This window comes from Streptomyces sp. NPDC051662 (assembly GCF_040681655.1).
Taxonomy (GTDB): Bacteria; Actinomycetota; Actinomycetes; order Streptomycetales; family Streptomycetaceae; genus Streptomyces.
Genome location: NZ_JBFAZD010000008.1, coordinates 76847 through 102665, shown reverse-complemented (window position 1 = coordinate 102665; position 25819 = coordinate 76847). Strand labels below are relative to the sequence as shown.

General features: G+C 71.1%; 23 protein-coding genes and 1 pseudogene. 14 read left to right on the top strand and 10 right to left on the bottom strand.

The genetic code is table 11. The features are described from left to right. Positions 1–170 precede the first annotated feature (170 nt). A complete protein-coding gene (locus AB0M67_RS15585; protein ID WP_365745889.1) occupies positions 171–983 on the top strand; it encodes an SAM-dependent methyltransferase in 813 nt (270 codons plus the stop codon). Further along, the gene (locus tag AB0M67_RS15580; RefSeq protein WP_365745888.1) at positions 980–3151 is read left to right on the top strand and encodes an EAL domain-containing protein; all 2172 of its coding nucleotides are present in this window, start codon (positions 980–982) and stop codon (positions 3149–3151) included. The genes AB0M67_RS15585 and AB0M67_RS15580 overlap by 4 nt, the downstream gene beginning before the upstream one ends. Here the strand turns inward: AB0M67_RS15580 and AB0M67_RS15575 are convergent. Next, positions 3148–4089 (bottom strand): annotated as a pseudogene (locus AB0M67_RS15575) (LysR substrate-binding domain-containing protein). The gene AB0M67_RS15580 and the pseudogene AB0M67_RS15575 sit on opposite strands and share 4 nt — an antisense overlap. A gap of 96 nt (positions 4090–4185) precedes the next feature. Between AB0M67_RS15575 and AB0M67_RS15570 the strand changes: the two are divergent. From AB0M67_RS15570 to AB0M67_RS15560, 3 genes are read left to right on the top strand one after another with little or no spacing between them, the layout of a single operon-like run. Beyond that, positions 4186–4896 (top strand): succinate dehydrogenase, encoded by a 711-nt coding sequence (locus AB0M67_RS15570; RefSeq protein ID WP_365745887.1) that lies wholly within the window; start codon positions 4186–4188, stop codon positions 4894–4896. A gap of 1 nt (position 4897) precedes the next feature. Next, positions 4898–6856: a fumarate reductase/succinate dehydrogenase flavoprotein subunit gene (locus tag AB0M67_RS15565; RefSeq protein ID WP_365745886.1), complete on the top strand. Its 1959-nt coding sequence runs from the start codon at positions 4898–4900 to the stop codon at positions 6854–6856. Then, positions 6853–7602: a succinate dehydrogenase/fumarate reductase iron-sulfur subunit gene (locus AB0M67_RS15560; RefSeq protein ID WP_030349362.1), complete on the top strand. Its 750-nt coding sequence runs from the start codon at positions 6853–6855 to the stop codon at positions 7600–7602. The genes AB0M67_RS15565 and AB0M67_RS15560 overlap by 4 nt, the downstream gene beginning before the upstream one ends. A gap of 7 nt (positions 7603–7609) precedes the next feature. On the opposite strand, the gene AB0M67_RS15555 is transcribed toward AB0M67_RS15560, so the two are convergent. Beyond that, positions 7610–8791: a Cmx/CmrA family chloramphenicol efflux MFS transporter gene (locus tag AB0M67_RS15555; protein ID WP_365745885.1), complete on the bottom strand. Its 1182-nt coding sequence runs from the start codon at positions 8789–8791 to the stop codon at positions 7610–7612. 403 nt (positions 8792–9194) lie between these two features. Here AB0M67_RS15555 and AB0M67_RS15550 point away from each other — a divergent pair, with 403 nt between their 5' ends. Then, a complete protein-coding gene (locus tag AB0M67_RS15550) occupies positions 9195–9683 on the top strand; it encodes a hypothetical protein (protein WP_365745884.1) in 489 nt (162 codons plus the stop codon). Between the two features lie 19 nt (positions 9684–9702). Here the strand turns inward: AB0M67_RS15550 and AB0M67_RS15545 are convergent, their stop codons facing one another. Further along, entirely contained in the window at positions 9703–9918 is a 216-nt protein-coding gene (locus tag AB0M67_RS15545; RefSeq protein ID WP_249950155.1) for a dodecin, read from the bottom strand. 253 nt (positions 9919–10171) lie between these two features. Between AB0M67_RS15545 and AB0M67_RS15540 the strand changes: the two genes are divergently transcribed. The 3 genes from AB0M67_RS15540 to AB0M67_RS15530 all read left to right on the top strand — a co-directional run bounded on the left by AB0M67_RS15540 (position 10172) and on the right by AB0M67_RS15530 (position 13472). Next, positions 10172–11422 (top strand): extracellular solute-binding protein, encoded by a 1251-nt coding sequence (locus tag AB0M67_RS15540; protein WP_365745883.1) that lies wholly within the window; start codon positions 10172–10174, stop codon positions 11420–11422. Between the two features lie 305 nt (positions 11423–11727). Further along, positions 11728–12534, top strand: a complete 807-nt coding sequence (locus AB0M67_RS15535; RefSeq protein ID WP_365745882.1) for a GNAT family N-acyltransferase — start codon at positions 11728–11730, stop codon at positions 12532–12534. Then, complete coding sequence (locus tag AB0M67_RS15530; protein WP_365745881.1) at positions 12531–13472, top strand: lysophospholipid acyltransferase family protein; 942 nt, start codon at positions 12531–12533, stop codon at positions 13470–13472. The genes AB0M67_RS15535 and AB0M67_RS15530 overlap by 4 nt, the downstream gene beginning before the upstream one ends. Here AB0M67_RS15530 and egtD read toward each other — a convergent pair. The 4 genes from egtD to egtA are packed head-to-tail and all read right to left on the bottom strand — an operon-like array spanning position 13367 to position 17704. After that, positions 13367–14329: an L-histidine N(alpha)-methyltransferase gene (egtD, locus tag AB0M67_RS15525; protein ID WP_365745880.1), complete on the bottom strand. Its 963-nt coding sequence runs from the start codon at positions 14327–14329 to the stop codon at positions 13367–13369. The genes AB0M67_RS15530 and egtD overlap by 106 nt on opposite strands. Continuing rightward, entirely contained in the window at positions 14326–15084 is a 759-nt protein-coding gene (gene egtC, locus AB0M67_RS15520; protein WP_365745879.1) for an ergothioneine biosynthesis protein EgtC, read from the bottom strand. Before egtC ends, egtD begins: the two co-directional genes overlap by 4 nt. After that, complete coding sequence (egtB, locus tag AB0M67_RS15515) at positions 15084–16412, bottom strand: ergothioneine biosynthesis protein EgtB (protein WP_365746078.1); 1329 nt, start codon at positions 16410–16412, stop codon at positions 15084–15086. The genes egtC and egtB overlap by 1 nt, the downstream gene beginning before the upstream one ends. Before the next feature lie 17 nt (positions 16413–16429). After that, positions 16430–17704: an ergothioneine biosynthesis glutamate--cysteine ligase EgtA gene (egtA, locus tag AB0M67_RS15510; protein ID WP_365745878.1), complete on the bottom strand. Its 1275-nt coding sequence runs from the start codon at positions 17702–17704 to the stop codon at positions 16430–16432. Between the two features lie 172 nt (positions 17705–17876). Here egtA and AB0M67_RS15505 point away from each other — a divergent pair, with 172 nt between their 5' ends. Beyond that, entirely contained in the window at positions 17877–18833 is a 957-nt protein-coding gene (locus AB0M67_RS15505) for a TIGR02452 family protein (RefSeq protein ID WP_365745877.1), read from the top strand. Here the strand turns inward: AB0M67_RS15505 and AB0M67_RS15500 are convergent. Both AB0M67_RS15500 and AB0M67_RS15495 read right to left on the bottom strand, forming a co-directional pair. Next, the gene (locus AB0M67_RS15500; protein WP_365745876.1) at positions 18808–19290 is read right to left on the bottom strand and encodes a type II toxin-antitoxin system PemK/MazF family toxin; all 483 of its coding nucleotides are present in this window, start codon (positions 19288–19290) and stop codon (positions 18808–18810) included. The genes AB0M67_RS15505 and AB0M67_RS15500 overlap by 26 nt on opposite strands. Before the next feature lie 89 nt (positions 19291–19379). Continuing rightward, on the bottom strand, positions 19380–20078 hold the full coding sequence (locus AB0M67_RS15495; RefSeq protein WP_365745875.1) for an alpha/beta hydrolase: 699 nt from the start codon (positions 20076–20078) through the stop codon (positions 19380–19382). Between the two features lie 235 nt (positions 20079–20313). Here AB0M67_RS15495 and AB0M67_RS15490 point away from each other — a divergent pair, with 235 nt between their 5' ends. From AB0M67_RS15490 to AB0M67_RS15480, 3 genes are all read left to right on the top strand, one after another. Then, positions 20314–20583, top strand: coding sequence for a hypothetical protein (locus AB0M67_RS15490; RefSeq protein ID WP_365745874.1), 270 nt, complete (start codon positions 20314–20316; stop codon positions 20581–20583). A gap of 200 nt (positions 20584–20783) precedes the next feature. Then, entirely contained in the window at positions 20784–21974 is a 1191-nt protein-coding gene (locus AB0M67_RS15485; protein WP_365745873.1) for a thiolase family protein, read from the top strand. Positions 21975–22063: 89 nt separating this feature from the next. Further along, a complete protein-coding gene (locus AB0M67_RS15480; RefSeq protein ID WP_365745872.1) occupies positions 22064–23500 on the top strand; it encodes an aldehyde dehydrogenase family protein in 1437 nt (478 codons plus the stop codon). 92 nt (positions 23501–23592) lie between these two features. On the opposite strand, the gene trxA is transcribed toward AB0M67_RS15480, so the two are convergent. Then, positions 23593–23982, bottom strand: a complete 390-nt coding sequence (gene trxA / locus AB0M67_RS15475; protein WP_365745871.1) for a thioredoxin — start codon at positions 23980–23982, stop codon at positions 23593–23595. A 129-nt stretch (positions 23983–24111) separates the two neighbouring features. Here trxA and AB0M67_RS15470 point away from each other — a divergent pair, with 129 nt between their 5' ends. After that, entirely contained in the window at positions 24112–25563 is a 1452-nt protein-coding gene (locus AB0M67_RS15470; protein ID WP_365745870.1) for an NAD(P)/FAD-dependent oxidoreductase, read from the top strand. Positions 25564–25819: the final 256 nt, after the last annotated feature.

Below are 25819 nucleotides of genomic sequence, written 5' to 3'. Positions count from 1 at the left end.
CACCGCTCGGTGCGGCGGCGGACCGGTCGCACGTGCCAGCGGCGTGTGACCAAGAACGGATCGCTAATTTCCGTTTGGGCTCGCTCTCTTGGCGGGCGATCAGTAGCCTCGGCTCGAACAACCGGCCGTGTACCTTGGCCGCATCCCGTGGCGACTTGTTGGAGACATCGATGGAGCGTCCCGCCTGGGCACCGCAGGGCATCGACATATCGATGCCGAGCGTTTCCCGCATTTACGACTACTATCTGGGCGGTTCGCACAATTTCGAGGTGGACAGGGAAGCGGCACGCAAGGCAATGGGGTTCATGCCGGGGCTTCCGACGATCATGAAGACGAACCGCGCGTTCATGCGTCGCGCGGTGAAATTCGCGTTGGACGAGGGCGTCACACAGTTCCTCGACATCGGATCCGGTATTCCGACCTACGGAAATGTTCATGAGGTCGCCCAGGCCGGTGACCCCGACGCCCGGGTGCTCTATGTCGATCACGATCCGGTCGCCGTCGCCCACAGCCAGGCCGTTCTCGACGGCAACGACAACGCTGCCATCGTGAGCGCGGACCTCCGCGAGCCCGGCCAGATCCTCAAGAGCCCCGAGGCGCGCGGGCTGTTGGATCTGGAGCGGCCCGTGGCACTGCTGCTCGTCTTCGTCCTGCATTTCCTGGAGGACGCGGACGACCCGTACGGCGCGGTGGCCGAACTGCGCGACGTGCTCGCGCCCGGCAGTCTGCTCGTCCTCACCCACGCCTCCTACGACGGTGTGCCGCTCCCGCAGGAGCAGACGGGCGCGGCGGTCGCCGTCTACAAGGACATCCGTAACCCCCTGGTCATGCGCACGCGCGAGCAGACGGCCCGGTTCTTCGACGGCTTCGAGATGGTCGAGCCCGGTCTGGTGTCCATGCCGCACTGGCGGCCCGACAGCCCCGCCGACCAGGAAGACCCGTACGCCTTCTCGGGGTTCGGCGGAGTGGGACGCAAAGCGTGACGATCCCTCCGCAGTCGACAGCCGCCGAGAGCGAACCGGACGGCTTGGAAGACAGACTCAGGCGCTTCGCGACGATCTGGAGCCGTGCGGTCTTCCCGGCGACAGCCACGTCTCTGACGCGCCCCGAATTCGAGACGCATCTGCTGCCGCTGGCACGGGAGTTGCAGGAGGCGCTGCACGCGCACCCCTTCGACACCGCGCCCGCCACGCGCGTCGGTGCCGCCCTCGTGGCGGCGCACTGCACCGACCCCGAGGCCCTCGGCCGTACGCTCGGCGTCGTCGACTCCTATCTGGTGCTGTACTGCGGTACGGAGGAGCTGACCGGGGAGGACAACCGCGCCCGCTGCGCCCGGCTCCAGCACTCCCTCGCCGCCGGCTTCGCCCAGGCGCTGCGTGAGCGCACCCTGAGCGAGCAGGAGGCCATCGCGCGTTCGGCGCTCGCCGCGCGCAATGACGCCCAGGACGCGCTGCACGCCACGCAGGCACGCTTCCACGCGGTGTTCGAGGGCGCGGCCATCGGCATCGGCATCGCCGATCTCGATGGCAATGTGCTGGAGGTCAATGACACCCTCACCCAGATGTTCGGCGGACTCGAACACCATGTCCGCAGCCGCAATGTGAGCGAGTGGGTCCACCCCGAGGACGCGCCCCATGTCTGGCGCCTCTACGACGAGTTGGTACGCGGCGAGCGCGAGCACTTCCGGGTCGAGAAGCCGTTCTACCGCAACGACGGCACGGTGCTCTGGACCAATCTGACCCTCTCGCTGCTCCGGGACGCCGAGGGGGTTCCGCAGTATCAGCTGGCGCTGATGGAGGACACCACCGAGCGGCGGCTGCTCAATCTGCGGCTGCGGTACGAGGCCACGCACGACGCGCTGACCGGACTGCCCAACCGGACGCTGTTCTTCGAGCGTCTGGAGAAGACGCTCTCGGCGGGCGGCGGCGCGCGCTTCGGCCTCTGCTATCTCGATCTCGACGGCTTCAAGGCGATCAATGACAGCCTGGGCCACTCGTCGGGCGACCGGCTGCTGGTCGAGGTCGCGGACCGGCTCCAGAGCTGTGTCGCCGCGCCGGGCGAGATGGTGGCCAGGCTGGGCGGCGACGAGTTCGTGGCGCTGACCACCGGGCCGGACACCCAGCAGGGCGTGGCCGATCTCGCCTCCCGGATCCTCCATGTGCTGGCCACTCCGATCCGGCTCGACGGACGGGAGTTCACGGTCCGGGGCAGTATCGGCATCGTCGAGGGGCCCTCCGCCGGACGGAGCCCCGCGGAGGTGCTGCGCAGCGCGGACATCACCATGTACCGGGCCAAGGCCGCGGGCGGCAATCGCTACGAGGTGGCCGACCCGGAGGCCGACGCCCGCGCCATCACCCGGCACGGACTGACCACGGCGCTGCCCGCGGCCCTGGAGCGCGGTGAGTTCTTCATCGAGTACCAGCCGCTGGTGCATCTGGACGACGGCACGGTGCACGGCGCGGAGGCGCTGGTGCGCTGGTCCCATCCGCAGCACGGCGTGCTGGGACCCGACCGGTTCATCCCGCTCGCCGAGCACACCGGACTGATCGTGCCGCTCGGCCGCTGGGTGCTGGAACAGTCCGTGCGGCAGGCCATGTTCTGGCAGCGCCAGCTGCCCGAGGGCGCGCTCGGCGGACCGCTGCGGATCAATGTGAATCTCTCGCCGACCCAGCTGCACCACCCCGGGCTCGTCGCCGACACGGTGGAGGTGCTTGAGCGCATCGGTCTCCCGCCGGGCGCGCTGTGCCTGGAGGTCACCGAGTCCGCGCTGATCGGCGCGGACGAGGATCTGCTCAAGCCGCTGCGCCAGCTCGCCGAGATGGGTGTGGACATCGCGCTCGACGACTTCGGCACCGGCTACTCGAACCTGGCCAATCTGCGCAGGCTGCCGGTGAGCGTCCTCAAACTGGACCGTTCCTTCACCCAGGGCATGCAGCAGCACCCGGCGGACCCGGTCGATCTGAAGATCGTCGAGGGGATCGTCGCGCTCGCGCACAGCCTGGAGCTGGCCGTGACGGTGGAGGGTGTGGAGACCGGGGCGCAGGCGGAGCATCTGCGCCGGCTCGGCTGTGACACCGCCCAGGGCTGGTACTACGCCAGACCGGGGCCGCCCGAGCAACTGCACACACTGGCGCTCGCGGACGCCGTCTAGCGGGGTCTGTCCGACGTGCCCCGGCCGGGCGCGCCCGCGGTCCTGGTCTCGCCCGGGGCCGCGGTCCGAGTGGAGAGCAGCACCCTCTGCAGTTCCCGGGCGGCGCGCGGCGGGGCGACATCGCTGCGGTGGGCGAGGGCGATCGTACGGCGCAGCCCCGGCCTGGCCAGCGCGGTGACCCCGCAGATCGCGGGCCCGCGCGGCCACCATGCTCGGGACGACCGCCACGCCCAGACCGGCCCGTACGAAACCGAGGACGGCGTCCATCTCACCGCCCTCCACGGTGAACGACGGCTCGAACCCCTCGGCCCGGCAGGCGGCCACGGTCAGCTCGCGCAGGTCGTAGCCGTGCCGGAACATCACCAGTGGTTCGCCCTCCAGATCGGCGATCCTGACCGGCCGCCGCGGGGCCGGGGCGGTGGCCGACGACACCACGACCAGATCCTCGTGCAGCAGCTCGACCGTGGTCAGCGCGGGCGACGCGGCCGGCAGGGGCATCACCACCAGGGCGAGATCCAGCGCACCGCGCGCCAGCTCCCGTACGAGATCGTGCGAGCCGCTCTCCTCGATCAGCAGCTCGATCCCGGGTGCAGATCGTGGAAGGCCCGCAGGACATCGGGGAGCAGCCCGGTGCACAGGCTCGGCGGTGCCCCCAGCCTGACCCGGCCGCGCCGCAGCTGGACCAGCTCCTGTACCTCCACCCGCGCGGTCTCGGTGTCGGCGAGGATGCGCCGGGCGAGCGGCAGTAGGGCCTCGCCCGCGTCCGTGAGGGCGACATTGCCGCGGGCGCGGCTGAACAGCTCGGCTCCCAGCTCCTTCTCCAGGGCTCTGATCTGCTGGGAGAGGGACGGCTGCGAGACATGGACGCGTTCCGCGGCGCGGGTGAAGTGCCGGGTCTCGGCAACGGCCACGAAGTAGAGAAGCTGCTGGAACTGCATAAGAGCCAGGGTAGATCCCGCGATAGGCAGAGGCTATGGAGATCAGCCGGACCATGTCTTGGACCTCTTGGCATCGCGGGGCCTAGCGTGCTGTCCATGGCGCTGGCAACGCGGGGGACGGACCAACGGCCGTCCATGACCCGCACCCTCTGGGCATCGACGATCGGCAAAAAGACGATCATGGCCGTGAGCGGCCTGATCATGCTCGGCTATCTGGTCGCGCATATGCTCGGCAATCTCAAGATCTTCTTCGGACCGCCGGAGTTCAACGACTACGCGCACTGGCTGCGGACCATAGGCGAACCGATTCTGCACTATGAGTGGGCGCTCTGGATCCTCCGCGTCGTCCTCGTCGTGGCCGTCGTCCTGCACGCGGTCTGCGCCTACCAGCTCAGCCGCCGTGACCTCGCCGCCCGCCCGAGCAAGTACGTACACAAGCGGGCCCGCGCCGGCTACGCCACCCGCACCATGCGCTGGGGCGGGATCATCCTCGCCCTGTTCATCGTCTGGCACATCCTCGATCTGACCACCGGCACGGTGCACCCCGGCGGCTTCCAGGCCGGCCACCCCTATCAGAACGTCGTGGACACCTTCTCCACCTGGTACGGGAACGTCATCTACATCGTCGCGGTGCTCGCCCTCGGACTCCATGTCCGGCACGGCTTCTGGAGCGCCGCACAGACCCTCGGCGCGGGCAACGCCACCCGCGAACGCGTCCTCAAGGGCACGGCCAGTCTGCTGGCGCTGGCGTTGACCGCGGGATTCATCGCCGTACCCGTCGCCGTCATGACCGGAGTGGTGAGCTGACATGAACGAACCCACCAACTACGCCGAATACACCGTCGGTGAGCCGATCGTCGACACCAAGGCGCCGGACGGACCCGTCGCCGAGCGCTGGAACCGGCGCCGCTTCGAGGCGAAGCTGGTCAACCCCGCCAACCGGCGCAAGCACACCGTGATCGTCGTCGGCACGGGCCTCGCCGGCGGCGCCGCGGGCGCCACCCTCGCCGAACAGGGCTACCACGTCGTCCAGTTCTGCTACCAGGACTCACCCCGCCGCGCCCACTCCATCGCCGCGCAGGGCGGCATCAACGCCGCCAAGAACTACCGCAACGACGGCGACTCCATCCAGCGGCTCTTCTACGACACCGTCAAGGGCGGCGACTTCAGGGCCCGCGAGTCCAATGTCCACCGGCTCGCCGAGGTCTCCGTCGAGATCATCGACCAGTGTGTCGCCCAGGGCGTCCCCTTCGCCCGGGAGTACGGCGGCCTCCTCGACACCCGCTCCTTCGGCGGCGTCCAGGTCTCCCGTACCTTCTACGCCCGCGGCCAGACGGGCCAGCAACTGCTGCTCGGCGCCTACCAGGCGCTGTCCCGGCAGATCGCGGCGGGCGCCGTCGAGATGCATCCGCGCACCGAGATGCTCGATCTGCTCGTGGTCGACGGACGGGCCAGGGGCATCGTCGCCCGTGATCTGATCACCGGCGCGATCTCCACCTACTTCGCGGACGCCGTCGTGCTGGCCTCCGGTGGCTACGGCAATGTCTTCTATCTCTCCACCAACGCCAAGAACAGCAACGCCACCGCCGTCTGGCGGGCGCACCGGCGCGGCGCCCACTTCGCCAACCCGTGCTTCACCCAGATCCACCCCACCTGCATCCCGCGCTCGGGCGACCACCAGTCCAAGCTGACGCTGATGAGCGAGTCGCTGCGCAACGACGGCCGCATCTGGGTGCCGAAGGCACGTGGCGACCAGCGGCCCCCGGCCGAGATCCCCGAGGACGAGCGCGACTACTACCTGGAGCGGATCTACCCGTCCTTCGGCAATCTCGTCCCGCGCGACATCGCCTCACGGGCCGCGAAGAACGTCTGCGACCAGGGCCGCGGGGTCGGCCCCGGCGGACAGGGCGTCTATCTCGACTTCGCCGACGCCATCGCCCGGCTCGGCCGCAAGGCGGTCGAGGAGAAGTACGGCAACCTCTTCGAGATGTACGAGCGGATCACCGCCGAGAATCCGTACGAGGTGCCCATGCGGATCTACCCGGCGATCCACTACACGATGGGCGGGCTCTGGGTCGACTACGACCTCCAGACCACCGTGCCGGGGCTGTTCGCGATCGGCGAGGCCAACTTCTCCGACCACGGCGCCAACCGACTCGGCGCGTCCGCGCTCATGCAGGGCCTGGCCGACGGCTACTTCGTCCTTCCGTCCACCATCAACGACTATCTCGCCCGCAACCCGCACCACGACGAGATCGACGACTCCCACCCCGAGGTGGCCGAGGCGCTCGCCGACACCGAGGACCGGCTGCGGCTGCTGCTCGCCGTCGACGGCGACCGTACACCCGACTCGTTCCACAAGGAGATCGGCGAACTCCTCTGGGAACACTGCGGTATGGCCCGCACCGACGAGGGCCTGCGCAAGGTGCTCGACCGGATCCCCCAGATCCGCGAGGAGTTCTGGCGCCGGATCAAGGTGCCGGGCACCGGCGAGCAGCTCAACCAGTCGCTGGAGAAGGCCAATCGCATCGTCGACTATCTGGAACTGGCCGAGCTGATGTGCCTCGACGCCCTGCACCGCGCCGAGTCCTGCGGCGGCCACTTCCGCGAGGAGTCACAGACCGAGGGCGGTGAGGCCGCCCGCCGCGACGAGGAGTTCTCGTACGCCGCGGCCTGGGAGTTCACCGGCACCGGCACCGCGCCCGTCCTGCACAAGGAAGACCTCGTCTTCGAGTACGTCCACCCCACCCAGCGGAGCTACGCATGAGGCTCACCCTGCGCGTCTGGCGACAGCCGGACGCCGACGCCCCCGGCGCCATGGTCACCTATGGCATCGACGGTATCTCCGAGGACATGTCGTTCCTGGAGATGCTGGACACCCTCAACGAGGAGCTGATCCTCAAGGGCGACGAGCCGGTCGCCTTCGACCACGACTGCCGCGAGGGCATCTGCGGCGCGTGCGGGGTGGTCATCAACGGCGACGCCCACGGTCCCGAGCGCACCACCACCTGCCAGCTCCATATGCGGCACTTCAACGACGGCGACACCATCGACGTCGAGCCCTGGCGGGCCGGGGCCTTCCCGGTGGTCAAGGACCTCGTGGTGGACCGGTCCGCCTTCGACCGGATCATCGGGGCGGGCGGCTACATCACCGCCCCCACCGGCGCCGCGCCCGAGGCACACGCCACGCCGGTCCCCAAGCCCGACGCCGACTTCGCCTTCGAACACGCGGAGTGCATCGGCTGCGGCGCCTGTGTGGCGGCCTGCCCCAACGGCTCGGCGATGCTCTTCACCTCGGCCAAGATCAATCATCTCAATGTGCTGCCGCAGGGCGCGCCGGAGCGTGAGACCCGGGTCCTCGACATGGTCGCGACCATGGACGAGGAGGGCTTCGGCGGCTGCACCCTCGCGGGTGAGTGTGCCACCGCCTGCCCGAAGGGCATCCCGCTGCCGTCCATCGCGGCGATGAACAAGGAGTGGCTGCGGGCGACCCGTAAGGTCTCACGCTCCTGAGGCCCCGTCACGGGGCCGCGGTGGGTACCTCCTCGCGCTCGTTCGCCGTCCGGCGCCGTACTCCGTGGGCGACGCCGGCGGTGGCGAGGGCGAGGGCCACCAGCACCGCGCTGACCCACAGCGGCGCGCGGAAGCCCAGCCCGGCGCCGATCGCGATACCCCCGGCCCACGGCCCGATCGCGCCGCCCACGTTGAACGCGGCCGTGGCGAGCCCGCCGGCCAGGGTCGGCGCCGCGGTCGCCGCGTACAGCACCCGCGAGATCAGTGTGGAGCCGACGGCGAACGAGAGCGTCCCCTGCACGAACACGAACGCGCCCGCCGCGACCGGGTTCGTGGCCGTCAGCGCGAAGACGGCCCAGCCGGCGAGCAGCGCCACACCACCGGCCACCAGCAGCGGCACGGGCCGTACGTCGGCGAGCCGCCCGCTGATGGTGACCCCGGCGAACGACCCCAGACCGAAGAGCGCCAACAGAGCGGGCACCCAGGCGGATTCGAGTCCGGCCACCTCGGTGAGGAGCGGTGCGAGATAGGTGAACGTACAGAACGTCGCGCCGTTCACCAGCGCGCCCAGCAGCAGGGTCACCAGCAACCGGGGCTCGCGCAGCGCGCGCAGTTCCCGGCGTACGCTCGTCCGAGCGGCGCCGCCGCCGCTCGGCACCGCCCGCAGGATCGCGACGACGGCGGGCACGGACACGATCGCCACCGCCCAGAACGCCGCGCGCCAGCCCCACAGTTGACCGAGCAGCGCGCCGCCGGGAACGCCCGCGACGCAGGCGATGGTGACACCACCGAGCAGCGCGGAGGTGGCGCGGCCCTTGGCGTTCGGCTCGACCATGCCGGTGGCGGTCACCAGCGCCACCGCGAGGAACCCGGCGTTGGCCAGGGCCCCGATGACCCGGGTCACCAGCAGCACCCCGAAACTGGTGGTGACCGCGCCGACGACATGGACGGCCAGGAACGTGAGCAGGAAGATCAGCAGCGCGTGCCGTCGTGACCAGCGCAGGCTGACCATCGCCATCAGCGGCGCGCCGATGACCATCCCGACGGCGAACGCGGAGGTGAGCGACCCCGCCGCCGGGATGGACACCCCCAGATCGTGTGCGATGTCCGGTCCAAGGCCGGACAGCATGAACTCGGACGTCCCCATGGCGAAGACCGCCAGTCCGAGGAGGTAAAGAGCGAATGGCATAACAGAACTCCGCAACCACACGGTGGATCGTGTGACCGAATGGATCGACAAGGCGGTCGGTGAAGACACCGACAAGGCAGCGGTGGGTCGCGGGACGCGGCGACCACCGCGCGAAGGGCCCCCGGCGTCAGGGAAGTGACGCCCGGTCGAGGCCGCGCACAGTCCGTACTACGGCGATCAGGTGGCAGCGCGCAGCGGCCGAGAGCACCAACGGCCCGTTGGGCCGCCGAGCTTGTCGACGCGACAACGCGAGCAGGCCACCGGACGACCGGTGGCTAGAGTCTTGAGGCCTCGGGACTGGACATGGCGGCAGGCTAGCGGGGCCGGGCGCGCGATGTCGAACGCGTTGTCGTTGAGGACACGGCCTAGGCTGGTGGACGTGAGACGGACGAGGGGGAGCGGGATGACGAAGAGCAGCAGGCCGCTGGCCATATTCGATCTGGACGGAACGCTGGCGGAGACCGGTCACCGTCAGCACTTCCTGGAGCGGCGGCCCCGTGACTGGAACGGATTCTTCGGCGCGGCCCGGCAGGACACCCCCCTGGCCGACGGCGTACGCATGGTGGCGGAAGCCGGCGAGGAGTGTGAGGTCATGTATCTCACCGGCCGTCCGGAGCGCTGCCGCGCGGACACGGTGGCGTGGCTGCGCGAGCACGGCCTGCCCGAGGGGCGGATCTGGATGCGCGGGAACGGCGACCGGCGGCCCGCGCGCACGACCAAACTGGAGATCCTGCGCGGGCTGGCCGGCCGCCGGGAGGTGCGGATGCTGGTGGACGACGACGAACTGGTCTGCGAGGCCGCCGAACAGGCGGGCTTCAGGGTCGTACGGGCCCGCTGGGCGAGCACGTCACAGGCGCTGAAGGACGCGCAGCAGCGCGAGGGCCGCACCTGACGGCGGCCCGGCCACCCGCTCAGCCGGCGTCGTCGAGGCGGAAGCCGACCTTCAGTCCCACCTGGTAGTGCTCGATGTCGCCGTCGACGATATGGCCCCGTACCTCCGTCATCTCGAACCAGTCCAGACCCCGCAGTGTCTGGGATGCACGGGCGATGCCATTGCGGATGGCGTCGTCGATGCCCTCGTGCGAGGTGCCGACGATCTCGGTGACCCGATAGGTGTGATGGGACATGGGGGCGCTCTCCTCTGACGCGTCACGGGTGTCGCGGTGTCACCCCACCGTGCCCCACCGGACGGCGGTCCGCGAGACATCCGGCGCCGGATGGCCCTCCGCCGCCCCTTCCGTCTGCCTTCCGTTCGCTTCCGGGACTTGACCGGCCGTTTGGTCCATACCAAAATCCCACACACCCGTGCGAACCCGGTTCGCTCCCCCCACGTCGGGCCCTCTTCCTGCACCGTGCCCTCACGCCAGAAGGTTGACCTACGTGAAGAACCGCCCTCTCGCCTGTTCCGTGGCTCTTGTGGCCTCCGTCGCCCTCTGCGGCTGCGGGGTACTGCCCGGTGGGGACGACTCCGTGACGGTCACCGTCTGGCTGATGAAGGACAGTGTCTCGGACGACTTCCTCCAGCGCTTCGTGAGCGAATACGAGAAGGGACATCCGTCCGTCCGGCTCGACATCAAGATCCAGGAGTGGACCGGCATCGGCGAGAAGGTGATGACCGCGCTGGACGGCGGAGACGCGCCGGATGTGATCGAGGTCGGCAACACCCAGGTCGCCCAGTACGCGGAGAGCGGCAATCTGCGCGATCTCACCCTGGAGTCGGTACGGGATCTGGGCAGCGAGGACTGGCTGCCCGGTCTCGCCCAGCCGGGCAGCATCAACGGCGCGCAGTACGGCATCCCCTGGTACGCGGCCAATCGCGTCGTGATCTACAACAAGGACCTGTTCGCGCTCGCCGGGATAGAGGAACCGCCCAAGACCAGAGAACAGTGGCTGGACGACACCGCCGAGCTGAACCGGGGCGGGAACCAGGGCATCTATCTCGCCGGCCAGGACTGGTACACCCTGGCCGGGTTCATCTGGGACGAGGGCGGCGAACTGGCCGTCGAGACCGGTGGCGAGTGGCAGGGGACGATCCACACGCCCGCCGCGCTGAGAGGCATGGACTTCTACAAGGACCTCCAGTCGCTGGGCAACGGACCGAAGAACTCCGACGAGGCCAAGCCCCCGCAGGCCGAGGTCTTCGCCAAGGGTGATGTCGCCCAGATCATCTCCACCCCCAGTTCGGCGCGGATCATCGAGGAGAAGAACCCCGAACTGAAGGGAAAGCTCGGCTTCTTCCCCATTCCGGGCAAGACCGCGGACAAGCCGGGGGCCGTCTTCACCGGCGGCTCCGATCTGATCGTGCCGAAGAACTCCAGCCATCACTCCGCCGCCGTCGAGGTGGTCAAGGCACTGGCGGGCGAGGTCTGGCAGACGGATCTCGCCCGGACGATGAGCTACGTACCGAACAAGACGACCCTCGCCGGGGTCATCCGCGGCGACGCGAGCGCCGCCGCGATGGCCGAGGGCGCCGCGCGGGGGCGGGCCACCCCGAACTCCCCCCAGTGGGCGAGCGTCGAGGCCGACAACCCGATCAAGCCGTATATGACGGCCGTCCTTGAAGGTGAGGACCCGGAGGAGTCGGCGAAGACGGCGTCGGAGATGATCAGTACGGAGTTGCTCTCCGGCTGAGGCCCTTCCCGGGTTTCCCACGGTGACGCCCGGGCTTCCCGCGGTTCGGTCAGGATCTCATCGATTCGTGCAGAGACTCCCATGGTGCGTCGGGGGTCTCTCACGGGGCGGGCCGGATTGCCCGGGGGTGTACAGGGCGCGGACTCCGGTCCCGCGCGCTCCCGGCCATTCAGCCGTCTCACATCCGTTCTCCTCCGTGTGGTCATGTCAAATCCAGTCGGCCACGGAAGAAACTAGGTGCCGGGCCCCGTCGCGCGAGCGACGGTCCCCGGTGGCCTGCCTTCCCTACCGGCACAGGAGTCCACATGTCCGCCATCGCACCCGCTCCCCTCGTCCCCGCCGCACCCGCACCCGCCCCCGGGAAGGGCACCGGCCCCGCGGAGCCGCGCTACATCGTGTCCCTCGCCCGCGACCAGGAGGACGTCCGGGCCGCGCAACGGCTGCGCCACCTGGTCTTCGCCGGTGAGATGGGCGCCAGGCTCGACGGCCCCGAACCGGGACTGGACATCGACCCCTTCGACGCGTACTGCGACCACCTGCTGGTACGCGAGGAGAGCACAGGCGAGGTCGTCGGTACGTACCGGCTGCTGCCGCCCGAGCGCGCCAGGGCCGCCGGACGGATCTACTCCGACAGCGAGTTCGACCTCTCCCGGCTCGCCCCGATCCGCCACGATCTGGTCGAGGTCGGCCGCTCGTGCGTGCACCCCCTGCACCGCACCGGCGGTGTCATCGCCCTGATCTGGGCCGGGCTCGCCCGCTATATGACCGACAGCGGCTACAACTGGCTGGCCGGCTGCTGCTCGGTGCCGCTCGCCGACGGTGGCGCGCTCGCCGCCTCGACCTGGAGCACCGTGAAGGAGAAGCACCTGGCGCCCGAGGAGTACTGGGTGACGCCGCACCGCCTCTGGACCCCGGACGCGTCCGCCGCCGCTGCCAAGCCCTCCGAGCTGCCGCCGCTGCTCCGCGGCTATCTGCGGCTCGGGGCCTGGGTGTGCGGCGCGCCCGCGCACGACCCGGAGTTCGGCGTCGCCGACCTGTACGTACTGCTGTCGATGCGCCGCACCAACCCGCGCTATCTGCGGCACTTCCTCTCGCTCGCCCCCAGCGCATGAGCGCCTGGCTGCCGACCGCGCCCTGCACCCCGCGTGACTGCTCCACCCACCAGGGCCCCTCGGCCGGAGCGCTGATCGGGTCCGTACGGCTGCTCGCGGGGGTCGGTCTCGTCCTGGCCGGTGCGCTGGTGTCCCCCTTCCTCGCTCTCCTGGGAGGGGCGGTACGGGACTGGCTCACCCGGCGCTGGGCGCGCATGGCGCTCCGGCTCTTCGGCCTGCGCGTCCGCGTGGTGGGGGAGCCCCCGCCGGGGCGCGGCTCAGGGGTGCTGGTCGTCGCCAACCATGTCTCCTGGCTGGACATACCGCTCCTCGCCGCGGTCTTCCCTGGCCGGATGCTCGCCAAGAGCGAGATACGGAGCTGGCCGCTGCTGGGCGCGCTGGCCGCGCTGGGCGGCACCCTGTTCGTGGAGCGGGAGCGGCTGCGGGCGCTGCCCACGACCGTACGGACCCTCGCCACCGCGCTCACCGCCGGCTCGCGGGTGATCGTCTTCCCCGAGGCCTGCACCTGGTGCGGGCGCGAGCAGGGCCGGTTCACCACCGCCGTCTTCCAGGCGGCGCTGGACGCGGACGCCGCCGTCCGCCCGGTGCGTATCACCTACCGCGCACCGGACGGGGAGCCGTCCGGCGCCCCGGCGTTCGTCGGGGACGACACCATCACCGCCTCGCTGTGGCGGGTCGTGACGGCCGGCGGGCTCACGGCGGAGATCACGGTCCTCCCGCTGATCCCCGCCGGGCGCCACACCGACCGCCGCGAGCTGGCCAGGGACGCCCGGTCAGGTATCGCCCGCACGGTCACGGACGACGGCGTCGCCCGGACCGCGGTCGGTACCCCTCACACGGCGATCGCGAGCGACAAGGCGAACCGGCCCTCCTCATCCGTCCACCAGTGCGTCAACTCCATTCCCGCCTCGGCCAGTTCGGCGCGGACCCGATCCTGACGGAACTTCGCCGACACTTCCGTACGCACCTCCTCGCCCGCCGCGAAATGCACCACCAGATCCAGCTCCGGGACCTTCGCCGTGAGGTCCCGGCGCGCTCGCAGTCGCATCTCGATCCACTCGTGCCCGGCGTCCCAGAGCGCCACATGGTCGAAGTCGCGCGGATCGAAGTCGGCGCCCAGCTCCCGGTTGATGACGCTGAGGACGTTCTTGTTGAAGGCGGCCGTCACCCCGGCCGCGTCGTCGTACGCCCTGACCAGTACGGACTCGTCCTTGACCAGATCCGTACCGAGCAGCAGCGCGTCGCCGGGCGCGAGCAGGCCCCGGACCGAGGCCAGGAACGACGCGCGCTCCGCCGGGAGCAGATTGCCGATCGTGCCGCCGAGGAACGCGACCAGCCGGGGGCCCGGGGTGTCGGGCAGCGCCAGCCCCTGGGTGAAGTCGGCGATGAGCGCGTGCACCTGGAGTCCGGGGTGCTCGGCGAGCAGGGACTCGGCGGCACCGGTCAGCGCGCTCTCGCTGACATCCACCGGCACATAGCTGTGCAGACCGGTGAGCGCGTCCAGCAGATGGCGGGTCTTCTCGGACGATCCGGACCCCAGCTCGACGAGGGTCCGCGCGCCGGTCGCCACCGCGATCTCCGGCGCCCTGGCGAGCAGGATCTCCCGCTCGGCGCGGGTCGGGTAGTACTCGGGCAGCCTGGTGATCTCCTCGAACAGTTCGCTGCCCCGGGAGTCGTAGAACCATTTGGGAGGCAGCACTTTGGGCGTACGGGTCAGCCCCTGGAGCACATCGGCGCGCAGGGCGGCGTCCGTGGCGTCCTCGGGCAGGGTGCGGGTCAGCAGGAACGGGCTCACTCGGGTGGCTCCTTGAGAGGGGACAACTGCACGTCGTCACGGGTCGCCACGAGCAGGGTGCGGTCGGGGACCTCGCGCCAGCGCGCGTCGTCGTCGTACGGCTCGGAGGCCACCACGGTCCGATGGCCCCCGGGGTCGGTGAGATACCAGAGGGTGTCCCCCCACGCGGTCGCGGCGATCCGCTCGCCGTCGGTGAGCAGCAGATTGAGCCGGGAGGCGGGCGCGGCGGCGGCGACATCGAGGACGGTGTCGCCCAGCGCCTGACCGATTTCGTCACCGGCCCGCAGCCGGTGCAGCAGCAGCGCCCACACCAGCGCGGAATCATTGCGGGCCGCCAGGGTGAGCAGCTCCTCGGCGGGCAGGGACGCGGCCAGCGCCGCGAGACTGCCGGGCCAGCCGCCGACCGAGCCGTTGTGGCTGAACAGCCATGGCCCGTCGGCGAACGGCGCGGTGGCGGCCTCCCCGTCGGCGCCCGGCTCGGTCGCGTCACGTACCGCGGCGAGCAGGGCGCCGGTACGGATCACCCGCGCCAGATCGGTGAATCCGAGGTCGCCCCAGATGGGCCGCGCACGCCGGTAGCGCGCGGGCAGCGGATCGCCGTCCGCGTACCACCCCACCCCGAAGCCATCGGCGTTGACCGTGCCGTTGCGCTGCCGGCGCGGCGCCCAGGACTGCCGGAACAGCGCGTGCGGCGGCGCGACCAGTACCTCACCGAGCGCCACCGGCGGTCCCAGCCGGGCGAGATGGCGGCACATCAGACATCCCTGGCGGTACGGAAGCCGGCGAAGATCTGGCGGCGCACCGGCAGATCCCAGTTGCGGAACGTGCCGCGGCAGGCCACCGCGTCCGCCGCGAACGAGCCGCCCCGCAGGACCTTGTGGGCGCTGCCGAAGAACACCTCCGAGTACTTGCGGTACGGGAACGCGGCGAACCCCGGATACGGCAGGAAATCACTCGACGTCCACTCCCAGACGTCCCCGATCAACTGCCGTACGCCGAGCGGGGAGGCGCCCCCCGGATAGCTGCCCGCCGGGGCCGGCCGCAGATGGCGCTGGCCGAGATTGGCCCGCTCCGGGGTGGCCTCGTCGTCGCCCCACGGATACCGCAGCGACCGGCCGGAGAGCGGGTCGTGGCGGGCGGCCTTCTCCCACTCCTCCTCGCTCGGCAGCCGCCGCCCCGCCCAGCGGGCGTACGCGTCGGCCTCGTACCAGCTGACATGGAGCACCGGCTCGTCCGCGGCCACCGGCTCCACCACCCCGAACGCGCGGCGCAGCCACTGCCCGCCCTCGCGCCGCCAGAACTGCGGAGCGCCGATGCCATGCGTACGGATCTGCTCCCAGCCGGCCGGCGCCCACCAGCGTTCGTCCGTATAGCCGCCGTCGTCGATGAAGTGCTGGTAGGCACCGTTGGTCACCGGCACCGTGTCGATGAAGAACGCCGGGACGAGCCGCTGATGCGCCGGGCGCTCGTTGTCCAGCGCCCAGGGCTCGGTGGAGGTGCCCATCGTGAAGGGCCCGGCGGGTACGAGCACTTCGGCGGGCAGTCCGGTGGTGTCCCCGGCGGGCGGCGGGGGCGCGGTCAGCGCGGCGGGGCCCTTCCGCAGCTGGTGGGTGATGAGCATCGTCTCGTCGTGCTGCTGCTCATGCTGGGCGATCATGCCGAAGGCGAACCCGGCGTCCAGCAGCGGACCGCCGTGCAGCGGGGTGCGCTCGATGATGTCGAGGACCCTGCCGCGTACGTCGGAGGCGTACGCGCGCGCCTCGGCGGGCGGCAGCAGCGGCAGCGTCGGCCGTGCCGACCGGGGATGCTCGAAGGCGTCGTAGACGGAGTCGATCTCCGGCCGGATGGCGTCGCGTCCCGCTACCGTCCGTACCAGCCACTGCTCTTCCTGGTTGCCGATATGCGCGAGATCCCAGACCAGCGGGGACATCAGCGGTGAGTGCTGCGCGGTCAGCTCGTGGTCGTCGACGCAGGAGGTCAGCAGAGCGGTACGGTCCCTGGCGGCCGTCAGGGCCTCGACGGCGCGGCGCCGGAGCCGCTCCGCGGGTATCTCGACGGCTTCCGCGCTGTCCGCGCCGTCCATGGTTTTCGCGGAGTCGGTCATGTCCTCGGGTCCTTCCCGTTCACAGAGGCGCGCAGATCATCGGCGGGACATCGGCCGGGCACGACATAGCGGTCGTTGAAGGCCGCGACCGCGTCCTGTACGGCCCGCGTGGCGCCGATGCGCGGAAGTGCTTCCTGGGCGACGGCGAAACAGACGATCGCCGCGGCGTGCAGCTCCGGGTCGCTCAGCGCGTGCCGCGCCGCGTTGGCCCAGAGGAGATTGCGGGGCGCGGGCAGCGATCCCGCGGTCTCCGCCAGTGGTTTGACGGTGCGGTAGACGGTCTCCGACGCCTCGGGATCGTCGAACAGCGCGGTGGTGACGGCGAGCGGCACGATCCAGCCGTCCTCGCCGGGCTGGGCGTCGATCATCCGCAACTCCAGATGACCACGCGGCCGGACGGGCGGGAAGAGCGTCGTGAGGTGGTAGTCGAGATCCGCGCGGACCGGCGGACGCGGCACTCCCGACCGTATCCACTCGCGGAAGGTCAGCCCGTCGGGCACCGGCCAGGGCCCCTTCTCCGCCCGGATGCACATCACCGGTGTGTCCAGGGCATGCGCGGCCCAGGCGGTACGGGGCTCGTACCGCGCCGAGGGCGCGGCGGTACGGGCCGGGTCCAGCTGTGCCCACATCGCCTGCCGGGTGGAGCGCCAGCCGGTCGGTCTGCGCTCGCTCATGGGGGAGTTGGCGAAGGCGGCGACCAGCACCGCGCCCAGCAGATGGGCGAGTTGCCAGCGCCGGCCGTAACCGAGCGGCCCCGGCTCCTCGTGGCCCGCGTCCAGACACACCTGGATGGAGGCCGTCGTCCGCATCATGGCGCGTCCGGCCGGACCGATCCGGTCGAGGTAGGTCTCCATCGCGTCATAGCGCGGCTCCCGCAGCATGCGATGCGGGGAGTGCCAGGGGTCCTGTCCGAGACCCGCGAGCGCGAGTCCGGCCGTTCGCAGCGCCGGGCGTACGGTGTCCAGATCCGCGGCGGTGGTGGTGATGCACTCCATCAGTGACGCGGCGGGCGGGGAGCTGAGCTCCAGCTGGCCGCCGGGTTCGAAGGTGAGTGCCGATTCGAGACGCAGGGTCCGAAGCCCCTCGTACGCCTCTCTGAGGCGGCGGGCCGGGACCGCTCTTTCGGGGGAGCGCAGGTCGTGCACGAGCCATTCCAGTTCCACACCTACGGTGCGGGGCGGGCCCGTCTTGAAACAGATACCGCGTAGTAGATCCTCGGCGTCGTCCTCGCCGAGTGGTGTTCCCTCATCGGTGAAACCATGGGATGGCATGGCCGGATCCTCCTGTCGAAGACCGTGACCGGACTCCGCTCCCGGGTCGGGGGCGAAGCGCTTCGTCCAACCTAAAGCCACTCTCGCCGCTTCGCACAAGAGTGCCCCCGAGGTCATCGTTTCGTCAGAAATCCGGTTGCCCCGAACGTGGTCGTCCACGCAGGATTTCCGCATGAGCGCACGGCTGCGGGGGATCGCGAAAGAGACAGAGGAGATCGTCCGAACGGGCGGCTACCGTACGGAAGACGGCCATGACGTGGGGATTCGTACGGCCGTGGACGCGGCGGTCGCGGGGACCCGGATGTACGGGCCCGAGCCCGTCGCACTCACGCCGGTCCTGGACGCGGCGCCGGCGCCCGCGCGCGACCGGGCGACGGGCACTGCTCCGGACGGGGGCGGGGCCACCGGCCCGGCGGCCCGCGTGCCGGTCATCGAGGTCACCGGCGAGAGCAGCCTGGAGGCGGCGCGGCGGCTGACGGCGGCGGATTCCGGACCGGTCGCCGTCCTCAACTTCTCCTCCGCGCGCAACCCCGGCGGTGGGTATCTCAACGGCGCGCAGGCCCAGGAGGAAGCCCTCTGCCGGGCCTCCGCGCTGTATACGACGCTGCGGCGGGTGCCCGAGTTCTACGCCCACCACCGAGCGGATCCCAGCCCCTTCTACACCGACCGGGTGATCCACTCACCGGGCGTGCCGGTCTTCCGCGACGACCGGGGCCGGCTGCTCGACACGCCGTACCAGGTCGGCTTCCTCACCTCGCCCGCGCCGAACGCGGGCGTGATCGCCCGGAACGCCCCCGCCGAGGTCCACCGCGTTCCGGCCGCGCTCGCCGTCCGCGCCGAACGGGTGCTGGAGACGGCGGCGGAGCGCGGCTACCGGCGGCTGGTGCTGGGCGCCTGGGGCTGCGGGGTCTTCCGCAATGACCCGGATCAGATCGCACACGCGTTCCGGGCGCTGCTGACCGAGGGCGGCCGGTTCGCGGACCACTTCGACGAGACGGTCTTCGCGGTCCTCGACCGGACGTCGGACAGGACCACGCTGGGGGCGTTCCGGCGGGTGTTCGCGGACTGTACGGCCGCGGCCGGAAGCGCGGCGGCGGCGCGCCTCAGCGCCAGCCGTACAGCTCCCTGAGCCGGTTGACGACCAGATTGAACCGCCCGCGGTCCAGCGCGCAGGCCTCGCGCCGCATGCCCTTCTCGTGAACGCGCAGCACCCGGTCCACATTCACCCAGGACTCACGGCCCGCGCGGTCCCACGGCCCGACCCCGATCGGCACCCACTCGCGGTCCCGGTTGTGACGCTTGCTGGAGAGCTGTACGGCGAGCAGCGTGCCGGCCGCCTCACGGGCGACCACCAGCACCGGGCGGTCCTTGCCGCGCCCGTCGTTCTCCTCGAAGGGCACCCAGGTCCAGACGATCTCGCCGGGGTCGGGATCACCGTCGTGCTCCGGCGCGTAGGAGGTGCGGACCCGCCCCACGTCCCGGGGTTCGGCCTCGGTCGTGGCGGCCGGGCCACCACGGCCGGGGGAGTCGAGGTCGCTGCTGTCACGGGTGCGGTCGCCGCTGCCGGCGTCGGAGAAGGACGTCATCCGGATGACGTTAGAGCGTCCGTGGCCCGGACTGCGGGGCGGGTCCCTCCCGGACGCGTGAGGCCCCCGCCAGGACCTGCGAGTCCGGGTCAGATCCACCCGTCCAGGGACGCCATGAACCCGTCGAAGTCGTCGCGGTGGATGGTGTGCCCGGCGCCCTCCACCGTACGGACATGGAAGCCGCGCCGCTCCAACTCCACCGCGTTCTCGGGGGAGATCATGACGCTCGGACCGGCGAGCTGAACGAGCGAGGGGACGACGGGCGCGGCCGGCAGCAGATCGGCGCCGAACGCCGGGGCGAGACCGAACGCGGTGTTCTCGTCCCAGATCGCGAGGGTCGCCAGCTCCAGGTCTATGTCCTCGGTCTCCCACCGGGGGTTCAGCGCCGTGATCTCCTCCCGTGACAGCGTCTTGGCGCGGGCCAGCGCCCGCGGCCCGGCCAACTCCCCCTCAAGGCGCGGCAGACACCAGGCCGGGTCTGAGTAGACGGCGCGCCCCGGCGCCAGCCGCTCCACGGCGAGCGAGAGCGCGAGCCCGCCGAGGGAGTGTCCGATCGCCACCTCGGCGCCGGCCGGCAGTGTCTCCACGAGGTCGTCGGCGAAGTGCTCCATGCTGTAGTCACCGCGGCCGGTGGCGCCGTGGCCGCGCAGATCGACGGCGATCACCCGCAGGCCACGAGCCGCGAGGGCGGGTCCGACGCGGCGCCAGGTGCGGTGGTCGGCCATGATGCCGTGGATCAGGAGCGCGACACGGTCGCCCTCGCCCCAGGTACGGGTGTGGAGTCGCACAGTGCGTGCCTTCCTGGACCTCGGTCGTGCTGGTTCGCTCTCGGGCGTATCGGCGTGCTGGTTCGGCCGTCCGCCGGAACTCCGCGGACCGGTCTGGAAAGATACCGGCTGCCATGGTCCGGTCAACCGAGCGGCCCGCCGGCCGTCCCGACCCGACCGGCGCCGATGTCGCGCGGGGCCGAGGCCGGAGTCCGGCGACATGCGTCGCCGTGCCGGGGTGGTTAGCGTCGGAGGTATGAGGACCGTTCCGCCGCGCTTCGAGATCCTGCTGGTAGCCGAGTTCACGGAGGGCGACGCGGGGCCGCCCACCGCGGCGAACGCCCTGCGCTCGGCGCTCGTCGAGGCGACCGGCGAGACGGGGGCCTCCGGCTATCCGCGCTACGCGGGCAACGGCATGGAGGCCGATATCGACCCCGAGACCCGCACGGTCGAAGCGCTGCTGATCGACGGCTACGAAGTGGATTACGGCCTGTCGGTCCGCGTGGTCGACGCTCCGGCCGTCTGAGGCCGCCGTGGCCGGCGCCCGCGGGTCCCGCTCGACGAGTCCGGACCGTTGACAGCGGTCGTCCGTGGGCAGAGACTCTGGCGAGACCATTGTGAACCATCGTTCACCAGGCGAACATCCTGCTGGGCGAGGGGCGATAGGGGAACAACCGACCCACGCTGTCACCGCCGTCACGCTGTGGGAGAGAAGCCGGAGATCCGATGACCATCCGCGACGTCTATGTCGTCGACGCCGTCCGTACCCCGATCGGCAGATTCGGGGGCGCCCTCTCCTCCGTACGCCCCGACGATCTCGCCGCCCATGTGCTGAAAGCCCTGGTGGACCGCTCGCCGGAGCTCGACCCGGGCAGGATCGACGACGTCGTGTTCGGGGACGCCAACGGCGCGGGCGAGGACAACCGCGATGTGGCACGCATGGCCGTGCTGCTCGCCGGACTGCCGGTGTCCGTCCCGGGGGTGACCGTGAACCGGCTCTGCGGCTCCGGCCTCGAAGCGGTCATCCAGGCCGCCCGCGCGGTTGCCCTCGGTGACGCGTCGGTCGCGGTGGCGGGCGGGGTCGAGTCGATGTCCCGCGCACCCTGGGTCCTCCAGAAGCCGGAGCGGGCTTTTCCCGCCGGCCATCAGCAGCTGCACTCGACCACCCTGGGCTGGCGCATGACCAACCCGGCGATGCCCGCGGAGTGGACGGTTCCGCTGGGTGAGGGCGCCGAACTGATCGCGGACAAGCACACGATCACCCGAGAACAGCAGGACGCGTTCGCCCTCGCCAGCCACCGCAAGGCCGCCGACGCCTGGGCCGCGGGTCTGTACGACGGCGAGGTCGTCCCGTACGACGGGGTGGACCTGGCGCGTGACGAATGCATTCGGGACAGCGCCTCCATGGAGGCGCTCGCCAAGCTGAAGCCGTCCTTCCGTACGGACGGGACCGGGACCGTGACGGCCGGGAACGCCTCGCCCCTCAACGACGGCGCCGCCGCGCTGCTCCTCGTCGACGAGACCGGGCTGCGGGAGACGGGCCGTGAACCGCTCGCCCGTATCCGGGCCTCGGCGGTCACGGGCGTCGAGCCGCAGCTCTTCGGCCTCGGCCCGGTCGAGGCGGTCCAGCGGGCGCTGGCCAAGGCGGGCCGTACGTTCGGCGAGCTCACCACGTTCGAACTCAACGAGGCTTTCGCCGCCCAGTCGTTGGGCTGCCTCGCCGAATGGCCCGGACTCGATCCGGCTGTCGTCAACCCACGCGGCGGGGCGATCGCCATCGGCCATCCGCTCGGTGCCTCCGGCGCCCGGCTGGCCGGATCCGTCGCCCATCAACTGGCCGCCGCGGGTTCGGGAACGGGCCTCGCGGCGCTCTGTATCGGGGTGGGACAGGGGCTCGCGCTCGTTCTGGAACGCTGACGGGGGGGCGGGGCTTGAGCGTACCGCCGTCGGGATCACCGGCTTGACCGACCGAGCGACTGAACCGAGCGACCGAGTGGAGAGCCTTCATGTCCTTGCTCGACCCCAAGACGTGGCAGCCCGTCGGACTCTCGGGCGGTGAGTCGGCCGTGGTCGAGCCCGCGACCGGCGGCACGCTCGCCACCGTCGCACTCGCCTCGGCGGAAGATGTCACGGCCGCCTCGGAAGCGGCGCGGGACGCGCGGAAGACCTGGTCGGACACGCCGTATCACGTCCGGGCCGGCGTACTGCGCCGTGCCGGTGACCTGTTCGCCGCGCACGCCGCCGAACTGCGCGACTGGCTGGTACGCGAGTCGGGCTCCGTACCGGACAAGGCGGACTTCGAACTGCATGTCGCCGCCCAGGAGTGTTACGAGGCGGCGGCGCTCGCCTCCCGGCCCACCGGACAGCTGCTGGCCAGCGAGGAGCCGCGGATCTCCTACACCCGGCGGGTCCCCGCCGGGGTGGTGGGGGTCATCGCGCCGTTCAACGCCCCGCTGATCCTCTCCATACGGTCCGTCGCACCGGCTCTGGCGCTGGGCAACGCGGTGCTGCTCAAACCCGATCCGCGTACCGCCGTCTGCGGTGGTCTCTCGCTCGCCGCGGTCTTCGCCGAGGCGGGTCTGCCGGAGGGGCTTCTGCACATCCTGCCCGGCGGCGCGGAGACCGGACGGGCGCTGGTCACCGACGAGCGGGTGCGGGTGATCTCCTTCACCGGCTCCACGGCGGCCGGGCGCGCGGTCGGGGAGGCCGCGGGCCGTCATCTCAAGCGCGCCCATCTGGAACTGGGCGGCAACTCCGCGCTCGTCGTGCTGGCCGACGCGGATGTCGAGGCGGCGGTGGCCCAGGCCGTATGGGGATCGTTCTTCCACCAGGGCCAGATCTGTATGACCACAGGGCGGCATCTCGTCCACGCCTCGCTGTACGAGGAGTACGTCGAGCGGCTCGCCGCCAGGGCCCAGTCACTGGCCGTCGGCGACCCGTACCGCGAGCGGGTCCAGCTCGGTCCGGTCATCGACGCGGGCCAATTGGCCAAGATCGACGCGCTGGTGGAGGCGAGCGCGGCGGCCGGCGCCAGGGTCGTCGCGGGCGGCACCCACCAAGGTCTCTTCTACCGCCCGACCGTACTCGCGGAGGCCGGCGACCACACGCCCGCCTATACGGAGGAGGTCTTCGGGCCGGTGGCGCCCGTACGGTCCTTCGCGACCCTCGACGAGGCGGCCACGCTGGCGGCGGCCGGCCCGTACGGGCTCTCCCTCGGCATCGTCACCCGCGACACGGCCCTCGGTCTTGAGCTGGCGGACCGTATCCCCACCGGTATCGCGCATATCAACGACCAGACAGTCAACGACGAGGCGGTCGCACCCTTCGGGGGCATCGCCGGGTCGGGTACGGGGGCGCGGTTCGGCGGCGAGGCCAATCTGGACGCCTTCACCGAGCTGCGCTGGACGACCGTACGGCGCGAACCGGCGGGGCACCCTTTCTAGGCCGTGTCCTCATAGGCCCGCCTGCCCGGCGACTCCCGTGCCCGCACGCTCGCGGCGGTCGCCGTCCAGCGTCCGCCGTCGGGCGCCCGCGGTCACTGCCCGGCTTCGCCGTTCTTGGCCTTCGCCTCGGCCTCGGCCACCGACTTGCGCACCTCATCCATGTCCAGCGCGCGCGCCTGTCCGATCACATCCTCCAGGGCCGTCTCGGGCAGCGCGCCGGGCTGGGCGAACACCGCGACATTGTCCCGGACGATCATCAGCGTCGGGATCGAGCGGATCTCGAACGCGGCGGCCAACTCCTGCTGGGCCTCCGTGTCGACCTTGGCGAAGACGAGGTCCTCGTGGCGCTCCGAGGCCTTCTCGTAGACCGGGGCGAACTGGCGGCACGGACCGCACCAGGAAGCCCAGAAGTCGATCAGGATGAAGTCGTTCTCCGACACCGTCCGGTCGAAGTTCTCCTTGGTGAGTTCCACAGTGGCCATTGCCTGATACCTCTTCCTGACTCTCCGGGTTACGGCGCCTGCGACAACGGTGTGGGTCATCGCCGTATTCCTGGCTGCTGCCCGAAGATCGTGTGGCCATGCGACCTGCCGCGCACCAGACTGGCCCCTATGACGCATGCCATGGAAACCCTGGAGTACGACGTTGTGGTGCTGGGCGCGGGACCGGTCGGTGAGAACGTCGCCGACCGGGCCAGGGCGGCGGGCCTGAGCACGGCGGTCGTCGAGAGTGAACTCGTCGGCGGCGAGTGCTCGTACTGGGCCTGTATGCCGAGCAAGGCCCTGCTCCGCCCGGCGATCACCCGCGCCGACGCCCGCAGGGTCCCCGGGGTGAGCCAGGCCGTGCGGGGGCCGCTGGACGCCGAGGCCGTACTCGCCCACCGCGACAAGTTCACCGCGCACTGGAAGGACGACGGCCAGGTCGCGTGGCTCGACGGGACCGGCGCCGATCTCTACCGAGGACACGGCAGGCTGGACGGCAGGAAGAAGGTCGCCGTCACGGGACCCGACGGCGACACCCAGGTCCTGATCGCCCGCCACGCCGTCGCCGTGTGCACCGGCAGCCGGGCCGTACTGCCCGATCTCCCGGGGCTCGCCGCCACCAAGCCCTGGACCAGCCGCGAGGCGACCAGCTCCGCACGGGTCCCGGGGCGGCTCGTGGTCGTGGGCGGGGGAGTGGTGGGCGTGGAGATGGCCACCGCGTGGCGGGCGCTCGGCTCCGACGTCACCCTGCTGGTCCGCGGTGACCGCCTGCTGCCGAGGATGGAGCCGTTCGCCGGTGAGCTGGTCGCCGAATCGCTGACGGAGGCGGGCGCCACGGTCCGAACGGGCGCCTCGGTCAGCGCGGTCGAGCGCGACGGCGGCACGGGACCCGTGACCGTGACGCTGGCCGGCGGCGAGCGTATCGAGTGCGACGAGGTGCTCTTCGCCACCGGCCGCGCCCCGCGCACGGACGATGTCGGTCTCGCGTCCGTCGGCCTGGAACCGGGCTCCTGGCTGACCGTCGACGACAGTTGCCGGGTCGAGGGCAGCGACTGGCTCTACGGGGTCGGGGACGTCAACCGCCGCGCCCTTCTCACCCATCAGGGCAAGTACCAGGCCCGTATCGCGGGAGCCGCCATCGTGGCGAGGGCCCAGGGCGTACCGACCCTGGACGCCGGCCCCTGGGGCAGCCACGCCGCCACCGCCGACCATCTCGCCGTCACCCAGGTCGTCTTCACCGAGCCGGAAGTCGCCTCGGTGGGCCTCACCCTCGCCGAGGCCGAGGCGGCGGGCCACCGCGTCCGCGCGGTCGACCACGACCTGGCCGGGGTCGCGGGCGCGGCTCTCTACGCCGACGGCTACCGCGGCCGGGCCCGCATGATCGTCGACCTGGACCGTGAGATCCTGCGGGGCGTGACCTTCACCGGTCCCGCCGTCGGCGAGATGCTCCACTCCGCCACGATCGCCGTCGTCGGCGAGGTCCCGATCGACCGCCTGTGGCACGCGGTTCCGGCCTACCCGACGATCAGCGAGGTATGGCTGCGCCTGCTGGAGACATTCCGGGACGACAACCGCCCTTGACCGCATACCTGTTGGCCCGGGCGGTGCGGTGGCGGGAGAGCTGACGGTTTCCGCACGCACCCCTCGGCCGGCTCCTCCGCGAACGGCCGGAACGCGCGGGTCCGTGACTCGTCAGGCGCACCGGCCACGGTGTCCGGCGCCCGGCGAAGAACGCTTCAGGCGCACCAGGACCCCCTTGGTTTCCGCCAATGGGGTCCTGGCGCCTCGTGCGGTGGTCCGGCCGGCTGCTCCCGCTTCCCCCGGGCTCGTACACCTG